The organism is Novispirillum itersonii, assembly GCF_014205675.1.
Taxonomy (GTDB): Bacteria; Pseudomonadota; Alphaproteobacteria; order Rhodospirillales; family Rhodospirillaceae; genus Novispirillum; species Novispirillum itersonii_A.
Genome location: NZ_JACIIX010000023.1, coordinates 17455 through 27204, shown reverse-complemented (window position 1 = coordinate 27204; position 9750 = coordinate 17455). Strand labels below are relative to the sequence as shown.

At 68.6% G+C, this 9750-nt stretch carries 6 protein-coding genes; all 6 read left to right on the top strand.

Annotated elements, in window-relative coordinates; translation table 11 throughout:
• Positions 1-201 precede the first annotated feature (201 nt).
• The 6 genes from FHS48_RS19150 (at position 202) to fhuF (ending at position 9732) form a co-directional block, all read left to right on the top strand.
• Positions 202-483, top strand: coding sequence for a PqqD family protein (locus tag FHS48_RS19150; RefSeq protein ID WP_184266332.1), 282 nt, complete (start codon positions 202-204; stop codon positions 481-483).
• Between the two features lie 367 nt (positions 484-850).
• Positions 851-4738, top strand: coding sequence for a non-ribosomal peptide synthetase (locus FHS48_RS19145; protein ID WP_184266329.1), 3888 nt, complete (start codon positions 851-853; stop codon positions 4736-4738).
• A gap of 83 nt (positions 4739-4821) precedes the next feature.
• Entirely contained in the window at positions 4822-6144 is a 1323-nt protein-coding gene (locus tag FHS48_RS19140) for a lysine N(6)-hydroxylase/L-ornithine N(5)-oxygenase family protein (RefSeq protein ID WP_184266325.1), read from the top strand.
• Position 6145: 1 nt separating this feature from the next.
• On the top strand, positions 6146-7018 hold the full coding sequence (locus FHS48_RS19135; protein ID WP_184266322.1) for an iron-siderophore ABC transporter substrate-binding protein: 873 nt from the start codon (positions 6146-6148) through the stop codon (positions 7016-7018).
• Complete coding sequence (fhuB, locus tag FHS48_RS19130) at positions 7015-8976, top strand: Fe(3+)-hydroxamate ABC transporter permease FhuB (protein ID WP_184266319.1); 1962 nt, start codon at positions 7015-7017, stop codon at positions 8974-8976. The genes FHS48_RS19135 and fhuB overlap by 4 nt, the downstream gene beginning before the upstream one ends.
• Positions 8977-8982: 6 nt before the next feature.
• Positions 8983-9732 carry a siderophore-iron reductase FhuF gene (fhuF, locus tag FHS48_RS19125; RefSeq protein ID WP_184266317.1) on the top strand — a complete coding sequence of 250 codons (750 nt, stop codon included), beginning with the start codon at positions 8983-8985 and terminating at the stop codon, positions 9730-9732.
• Positions 9733-9750 lie beyond the last annotated feature (18 nt).

The following is a 9750-nucleotide window of genomic DNA, read 5'->3' as shown; positions in this document are numbered from 1 at the left end:
ACATCAGGGGGGCTCCTGCCTTCGCTGAGGGAGCCCCCTAAAGAATCCTTTTTAGCGCTCAGCGCTACTCGCTTCTTTCAAATGCGATGACCGTGACCGCAAACCCTGCCCCGCCCCGACGGAGGCCGGGCAGCCTTGCCGGACCGGCCTTATAATCCGCGTTGCTTTCGCTTTCAGACGATCAGGTATGGACCTTTGAGCATGCCCCCAACCCTTGATGATACCGTTGCCCAACGTCCTCAGGCTCTCTCGGCGGAGATCAACGGTGAGACCATCCTGATGAGTATGGACAGCAGTCTTTATATCGGGTTGCAGGCCACAAGCCGTGACATCTGGCACCGCCTTGCAACTCCGGTCACTGTCCGGGATCTCTGTAACAGCCTCAGCGAGGCCTACGGGGCCCCCCTGCCACAGGTAGAGGCCGACACCCTTGCCTTCCTGTCCCATCTGGAGCAACGCGGGCTGATACACTACACCGGCTGAGATCAGGGCACCGGCCAAAACCGGGCGGAAGATCCCTGCCCGATCCGGCGGGCCTCAACAATGGCCCGCTGTTCCTGCGGATCGGGAGGGAACATATAGAGTGTCCTTCCCCGTCTGGGCCTGTTGCATTGATCAGCAGCCCGGCCACGGTTGACAAAGCACAGCAGACATCCGCCCGGAATATCCCCCGCCGCCGTACGGCCGCAACGCTGACGCCCCCCTCTGACGAATAACCGTCGGCGCAGTTCAGCACATTCTGTCCCCGTAATTTCTTTTCTTTTTCCCTGAATTTCGGGTTCTGCCAGACGTTCGACAAATCGAGATTAAGTCGCAATTGCGATAAACGTTTTGTCCAGAGGCCCCCGCGATGACTCATCAGACCGCCGCCGATCCACAGTCGGCAGCCCCCGACGTGACCGGCCCCCTGCCCCCCACTGCCGCCCAGCGCCGGATCTGGGCCCTGTGCCAGATCGGGCAGGACGCCGTTGCCGGGGTTCCGGCCCTGCTGCTGCCGCTGGAAAGTGCGGCAACCGCAGCGGAGCGGATCGCGGACCTGTGTGCCCGCCATCCGGTGCTGGCAACGCGGGTTCAGGTGTCTGCCGGGGGAAAACTGGATCTGTTTCCCGGTCAACAGCCACCGGAGCCGGTCACGCTGTCGCTGACCGCCGCCGATGACCGCGAGGCCGCCGTCGCCGCTCAGGTCGCCCGCCCCTTCCGCCTGCCGGATCAACCGCCGGTCCGGGCTGTGGTGATCACCCATCCGCACCATCCGCCCGCCCTGCTGCTGGTGCTCCATCCGCTGCTGGCCGACCAACACAGCCTGACGGTTCTGGCCGGAGACCGTCCCGTGCCGGTCAGCGATCAGCCAGCCCTGCCCTATGCCGAGGCGCTGGAATACTGGCGGCCGTACCTGAACCCGGACGAGCCCCCGGCCCTGCGCCTGCCGGTGCGCCCGGTTCCGGTCTCCCCGCCGCAAGGGACCCGCAGCCTGCACCACCGGACTCTGCCCGCCGATGCCACAGGCCGCCTGCACCGGCGCGGGCAGGAAACCGGACTGGGGACGGAAGGCATTCTGGCCGCCGCCATGGCCGTGCTGATTGCCCGCTACGGGGCCGGATGGCAAATTTCTGTCGGCCTGATCGGCAGCCTGCGCGGCCCCGCCGACCCGGCCCTGTGCCATGCTGAAACCATCACTCCGCTGTGCCTGCCCCTGACCCCGCAGCAGACGGCGGCCGAGGTTCTGACCACCGTTGCCGCCGCCCGTCAGCAGGCCCTGACCCATGCCGCCCCCTTTGACCGGCTAGCGCAGGATCTGTGGCAGGAGAATGGCGAGGACGGTTCCGCCCTGCTGCATACGCTGGTGGAACACCTGCCGTTGCCCGCCGCCGCCATGGCCCGGCGTGTCAGCCTGCCGCGCAGCGATGCCAGCCTGCTGCTGACCGGCATCGACCTGCCCGATGGCAGTCTGTCCCTGACCCTGAACGCCGCCGAAGATGACCACGACCCGCGCCTGCTGGAGCGGTCGATGGATCACCTCCTGCGGCTGCTGGACGCCCTGACCGGAGACCAGAGCCTTCAACCCGGCCTGCTGCCGCTGCTGACCGTTACGGATCTGGAACGCCTCGGTGCCCCCTACGACGGCACCGCCCCGCAGGATGATACCCCGGTGCATCAGCGGATCTTTGCCCACGCCCGGGCCAATCCGGCGGAAACCGCGATCCTGTTTGATGACCGCACCGTCACCCGGGGAGAGCTGGACACGCTGACCGCCCGCATTGCCGCCCGGCTGCGGCGTCTGGAGGTCGGGCCGGAGCGCTGCGTCGCCATCCTGCTGCGGCGGTCGCCGGAGGCCATTGCCGCCATCCTTGGCATCCTGCGGGCGGGCGGAGCCTATATTCCGCTGGATCCCGATCACCCGGACAGCCGCAACCACCACATCCTGCGCGATGCCAGTGTTGCCGCCGTGGTGACGGAAGACCGCTGGCGGTCCCGCCTGCCGGAAGGCATGGATCTGCCGCTGGTGTGTCTGGATGATATCGACAGCGAAACGGATCAGCCGGACCCGGTGCCGGTTGATCCGGCCTCGCTGGCCTATGTGATGTACACCTCCGGCTCCACCGGCGCCCCCAAGGGGGTGGCGGTGGAGCACGGAGTGCTGGCCCGCCACCTCGACAGCACCGCCCGCATCTATGACATGGACGGCAGCAGCCGCGAGCTGCCGGTGCTGCCGTTCAGCTCCGACGGCGGTCATGAACGCTGGATGGTGCCCCTGATGCTGGGGGGCAGCATCGTCCTGCCGCACCGCCCGCTGCTGGCACCGGAGGAAGCGCTGGCGCTGATGCGCCGCCACCGCGTCACCAATGCCAGCCTGCCGACCAGCTATGTCCACCAGCTGGCGGAATGGGCCGACCTGACCGGCGAGGCCCCGGACGCCCGGCTGTATTCCTTCGGCGGCGAGGCGATGGCCCCGGCCACCTTCCAGCTGATCACCCGCGCCCTGAAGGCCAGAACCCTGATCAACGGCTACGGCCCGACCGAAACGGTGATGACGCCGATGGTCTGGAAAGTGCCGGCCGGCACCGCGTTTGAGGGCCTGTGCACCCCGATCGGCCGCCCGGTCGGCCTGCGCCGGGCCTATATCCTTGATCCGCAGGGCCTGCCGGTGCCGGTCGGGGTGCCGGGGGAACTGTATATCGGCGGTGACGGCGTCGCCCGGGGCTACATCGGCCTGCCGGAGCAGACCGCCGCCCGCTTCCTGCCCGATCTGCTGCACCCGGAAACGGAGCGGATGTACCGTACCGGTGATCTCGCCCGCTGGCGCGAGGACGGGGCGATTGATTTCCTCGGCCGGGCCGATCAGCAGATCAAGCTGCGCGGCTACCGCATCGAGCTGGGCGAAATTGACTCGGCTCTGAAGGCCCTGCCGGAGGTCGGCGAGGCGGTGACCGTCCTGCGGGACGATCTTGGCGACCCGATGCTGGTCGCCTATGTGGTACCCGCCGCCGGACAGAGCCTTGATGCCGATGCGGTCCGGCTGGCGGTCACCCGGACCCTGCCGGACTACATGGTGCCCGCCGCCGTGGTCAGCCTGGCTGCCCTGCCCCTGACCGCCAACAGCAAGCTGGACCGCAAGGCCCTGCCCGCCCCGCAGCGGGCCGAACGGGTGCTGACCCCGCCGGAAACCCCTTTACAGCAGACCCTGTGCAGCATTCTCGCCGGGGTTCTGGCGCTGGAGGCGGTCGGTCTGGACGAAAACTTCTTCCGCCTCGGCGGCAGTTCCATTCTGGCCCTGAAGGTGCTGGCGCAGGTCCGCCGCCAGCTGCCCAACTGCGACATGGCGATTGTCGATCTGTTCAACCATCCGACCGTGCGTGGCCTGTCGGCGCTGCTGGCGTCGGACACCTCTGACCGCCATCAGGATGTGATCATCCTGCGCTCCGGCGGCACCCGGCCCATGCTGTACTGCTTCCCCGGCCTGCTGGTCTCGACCCGCGAATACCAGAAGCTGATCGACTATCTCGGTCCCGATCAGCCCGCCACCGGTTTCATCTGCTACACGCTGGCGGAGGACAAGAAACAGAACGTTTCGGTGGCGGACATAACCGCCCGCTATGCTGACTACATCCGTCGGCACAGCCGGGGGCAGTCGGTCACCTTCCTCGGCTGGTCGTGGGGCGGACTGCTGGCCTACGAAGCCGCCTGCCAGCTGAAAGACGAGGTCGATGTGCGGATGATCGGCATGATCGACGTCTGCGACATGGACACCGACTTCGCCATCGGCGCGGTGCCGACCTTCGCCCCCGGCCAGCGCGACGCGGTGGAGGCCCGGGTCCGCGAATGGCTGACCCGCACCGCCATGCGGGCCGAATGGGAACAGCTGTTTGCGGTGATGGACCCGCTGACGGGGGACCAGTTCCTGTCCTTCGTCCTCAACAGCCCCTACGACCTGCCGCTGGACGGCCCGGCGGTCGGCAGCACCGAACACATGTTCTGGGTGCTGATCGACAACGCCCTGATCTTCCGCAGCCACCGGCTGACCCCGCACGAGGTGCCGATCCGGTCCTTCGCTGCCGGAGACACCCTGCACCGGGGGCTGAACCTGATCGACTGGCGGCGCTATTCGTCGCTGACCCCGCCCGCCGAAATCCTGCACGGCACCACCCACCTGCACATTGTCGGCATGACCGCCTTCCACAGCCGCTTTGCCCGCTGCCTCGACACCGTGGCGGCGGAACTGGCCGCAAGAGGCCGTTAAGGCCCCCCCTGACGGCGACGGGGCTGAACCGCAGCCCCCGCCATTCGTCTCTCTCCTGACACCGTCTCAAAAGGATCTCCGCAATGTCTGCCTCTTCCCTGCTTGATCTGGCGGGTATCGGCTGCGGCCCGTTCACCCTGAGTGTCGCCGCCCATCTCGACCGCCTGCCGGAGGTGTCCGCCGCCTTCTTCGACCGCCGCCCGGCCTTCTCGTGGCATCCCGGCATGATGCTGCCCGGCGTCGAACTCCAGAACTCCTGCCTGAAGGATCTGGTCTCCGCCGCCGACCCGACCAACCCGTGGTCGTTCCTGTCCTATCTGGTCAGCCAGAAGCGTTTCTATGCTTTCCTGAACTGCGAATTCGACGCCGTCTACCGCAAGGAAACCGCCGGATATTTCAAATGGGTGGCCAACGGGCTGCCGTCGCTGAACTTCGGCCATGACGTGCGGGAGGTCAGCTTCAGTGACGGGGCCTTCACCCTGCGCATGACCGGCCCGGACGGCACCGACATCACCCGCCAGTCCCGCAACCTGTCCGTCGGCGTCGGTGTCACCCCGTGGGCCCCGGACTGCGCCCGCCGCCACCTTGGCCCCACCTGCGTCCATGCCAGCCAGATTGCGGTGACACCGGAGATCCTGTCCGCCCGCCGCATCGCCATCATCGGCGGCGGTCAGTCGGGCTGCGAGGTGTTTCAGGCCCTGCTGAACCGCGACATGACCGCCGAGGACGAAGTGGTATGGATCAGCCGCCGCCCGACCTTCGAGCCAATCGACGCCTCCCCCTTCACCAACGAGTATTTCTCGCCGACCTACAGCGACCTGTTCCACGGCCTGCCCGCCTTCCGGAAAGGGGAGAAACTGGAGCAGCAGAAACTCGCCAGCGACGGGGCGTCACTGTCGACGCTGAAGGCGATCTACCGCCGCCTGTACGAGCTGAAACATCTGGACGGCAACCCGGCCCGCCTGCGCCTGCTGCCCAACCGTACCCTGACCGCGATGGATCACGGCAACGGTCAGTACCAGCTGCACACCACCAATGCCTTTGACGGGGGCAGCGATGTCTTCACCGCCGATGTGGTGATCCTTGCCACCGGCTACCACACCGCCATGCCGGAGTGCCTTGCCCCCCTGTCCCGGCGCATCCGCCTGACCGACAGCGGCCAGTATTGCCTGAACCGCGATTATTCAGTGGACTGGGACGGTCCGGCGGCCAACCGCCTGTTCGCCCTGAATGCCAGCCGCCACAGCCACGGCATCGTTGACCCGCAGCTGTCGATTGCCGCCTGGCGCTCGGCGGAGATCGTCAACGCCCTGCTGGGACGCAATCACTTTGACCTGACCCTGCCGCCGTCGATGGTGGAATGGGCCAGTGGCCACACTGCCGCCCTGCGGATTGCCGCCGAATAAGATGCGGCGCCTTCTGACCCTTCTGTGCGTGCTGATCTGCTCCGGCTGGGCTCTCCCGGCCGGAGCAGACGGCCTGCCCGCCCCGGCCCGCCGGATCGTCACCCTCGACTGGGGGGTGGCGGAAACGCTGGTCGCCCTTGGCGCGCCCCCGGCCGGGGTGCCCGATATCAGGGGTTATGCCGACTGGGTGGCTGACCCGCCCCTGCCCGCCGGAACGGTCAATCTGGGGTCGCGCTTTGAACCCAATCTGGAACTGATCCGCAGCCTGAAGCCGGACCTGATCATCCTGATCCCGTTCCAGAGCGGACTGGAGCCCCTGCTGCGGCGGATCGCCCCGACCCTGACCCTGAGCGTGCATCAGGGGGTCGGCCAGCCCTATGCCGCCGCACAGGAGGCAACCCGCACCCTCGGGCGGCTGACCGGACGGGAGGCCGAGGCCGAGGCCCTGATCACCCGCACCGAGACCATCCTGTCGGACAGCCGCGCCCGCTTTGCGGTGGCACCGCCGCCGCCGGTGCTGGTGTCTGCCGTGGCCGATGCCCATCATCTGTGGGTGTTCGGGCAGGGCAGCCTGTACGGCGACCTGCTGGGGCGGCTGGGTCTGCGCAACGGCTGGACCGAACCGGTTTCTGACTGGGGATTTTCCGCAGTCGGGGCTGACCGGCTGGCCGAAGCCGGGGACAGCACCTTTGTCACCCTGCGCCCCCTGCCCCCGGACTACGAAACCGGCCTGACCCAAAGCCCGCTGTGGCAGGCCCTGCCGTTCGTGCAGGCCGGGCGGGTCACTGTTCTGCCTCCGGTGCTGATGTTCGGCATGCTGCCGTCCTCGGCCCGGTTTGCCACCCTGCTGGCTGATGCACTGGTGCCCCGATGACCCTGCTCCCCTCCGCCCTCCCCCGCCCGGCCCTGCTGTGCCTGCTGCTGTTTGCCGCCACCGGCGGTATGAGTGTTGTGGCCCTTCAGCCGCTGCTGGCTGACTCCCGCCCCTTAAGTGCCCTGCTGCTGTGGCAGGGGGCGGTTCCGCGTCTGGCCTCAGCGCTGGTCTGCGGCTATGCCCTCGGGCTGTCCGGGGCGCTGTTCCAGCACATCCTGCGCAACCGGCTGGCCTCCCCCGATACGGTCGGGGCGGCAGGCGGCGCGCAGCTGGCCCTGGCCCTGACCCTGCTGTTTGCCCCCGGCCTGCTGACCGGCGGACGGTTCTTCGTCGCCTTTGCCGGATCCGCTGCGGCGGTGGCGGCGGTGCTGGCCCTCAGCTGGCGGCGGCGGCTGGACCCGATGCCGCTGGTGCTGTCCGGGCTGGTGGTCACCCTGTATACCGGTGCCGTCTCGGCGGCGCTGATTCTGGTCAACGACGGCTATCTGGCCAGCCTGTTCCTGTGGGGCAGCGGGTCGCTGGTCCAGACCGACTGGTCCCTGCCACAGGCGCTGACACCGCTGGTGGTGGTCTGCACCGTTCTGGTCTGGCTGCTGCTACGCCCGCTGTCGCTGCTGGATCTGGGCGATGAGGCCGCCCGCAGCCTCGGAGTGCCGCTGACGCTGATCCGCCTTGCCGCCCTGACGCTGGCCGTCACCCTGTCCGCCGCCGTGGTCGCCAAGGCCGGGGTCCTCGGGTTCGTCGGACTGGCCGGTCCGGCGCTGGCTTTTGTGTCCGGGGCACGGACCCTGCGCCAGTCACTGCTGTGGTCGCCCCTGCTGGCCACCGCTCTGCTCGGCCTGACCGACCAGAGCGTTGCCGTCGCCGGACGCTTTGTCCCCGACCTGCTGCCGACCGGTGCCGCCACCGCCGTCTTCGGGGCCCCGTTGATCCTGATGCTGGTCCGCACCCTGCGGACCGATCCGGCCCGCCTGACCGCCCCGCCCCCCCAGACCCGGCACCGCCTGCCAACCAGACACCCCGGCCGCTGGCTGCTGGCCCTTGGCGGGCTGACACTGCTGCTGGCGCTGACCGCCCTCAGCCTCGGGCGGGGGCCGGACGGCTGGGCTCTGGCGGTGGGGCCGGACTTTACCGACCTGCTGCCGTGGCGCTTGCCCCGGGTGCTGGCCGCCGCCGCTGCCGGGCTGATGCTGGCGCTGGCCGGGACCATGCTGCAACGCCTGACCGGCAATCCGCTGGCCGGGCCGGAAGTGCTGGGGGTCACCTCCGGGGCTGCCATGGGCATGCTGATCAGCCTCTATGCCTTTCCGGCAGCAACCGGCGGCTTTCAGACCGGTTTTGCGGCGCTGGGGGCGCTGGGGGTGCTGCTGGCCCTGCTGTGGCTGAACCGCCGCGACGGCGGCAGCACCGACCGTATCCTGCTGGCCGGCATTGCCGTCGGGGCCCTGTTTGATGCCCTGACCTCGATCCTGACCGCCGATGGCGACCCCCGCGCCGTTGCCCTGCTCAACTGGACCATGGGGTCCACCTACCGGGTGGAGATGCCCGATGCCCTGCTGACCGGCGGAATTGCGCTGGCACTGGCCGCCGTGACGCCGCTGTGCATCCGCTGGCTGGATCTGCTGCCGCTGGGGCCGGAGGCGGCCCGCAGCCTTGGCCTGAACCTTCAGGCGGTGCGTCTGCGCCTGCTGGTGCTGACCGCCGCCCTGTCCGCCGCCGCCACCCTGGTGATCGGCCCGCTGAGCTTCATCGGCCTGATGGCCCCGCATCTGGCCCGGCTGCCGGGGCTGCTGTCGGCCCGCACCCAGCTGGCCGGGGCCGCCCTGTCCGGGGCCGGGCTGATGCTGGCCGCCGACTGGATCAGCCGGGTGGCGGTGTTTCCGTTCCAGATTCCTGCCGGGCTGACCGCCACCCTGATCGGGGCGCCGTTGGTCCTGCTTCTCATCAGCCGGGAGTAGCCAGCCATGCAGCCTGCCTGCACCAGCCAGCCCGAGACCCTCAACCTGATGCTGGACCAGCGGATGACCGGATACCTGTCCGGCTGCCGCACCGTGCGGTTCTGCGCCCCCGCCGCCCTGCCGGAGCAGACCGCCACCTGCATCCCGGCCGATCACCTGCTGGATCCCGATGTCATCAACGCCCTGATCGACCGCTACGCCGCCACGCATACGGAAGGGACCGACCGCCGGGGTCTGGCCTCGATCTGGGCGCAGTATTTCTTCGGCGTCCTGCTGCCGCCGCTGGCGATTGCGGTGCTGACCGCCGATGCCCCGGCGGCCGCTGATCCGGCGCTGTGGCGGATGCATCTGTCGGCAGACGGTCTGCCGGAACGCTTTGACATCGCCTGTGCCGCCCCGGCTGTCCCCACCGACCTTGCCGCCTTCGAGACAGTGATTGCGCCCCTGCTGGACAGCCTGCACCGGGCCACCCGCCTGTCGCGGCGGGTGCTGTGGAACAGTGTCGGCAACGTGCTGGAATGGGGCCTGACCGAACAGGCGAAGGAAGCCCCGGCCCTGTCGGCCCGGCTACGCCCGGCGCTGGACCTGTTCGCGCAGGAACGCCTGTCGCCTGATCATCCCAACCCGCTGTACCGCCCGGTCGCCTATGTCGAAGACCAGCGGATCCGCACGGTCTGCTGCCTGCGCAACCGCCTGCCGGAGCTGGGCAACTGCGGCAACTGCCCGCTGACCCATGCCGAGATGCTGAAGGGATAAGGCGGTCCCTCCTCGCCC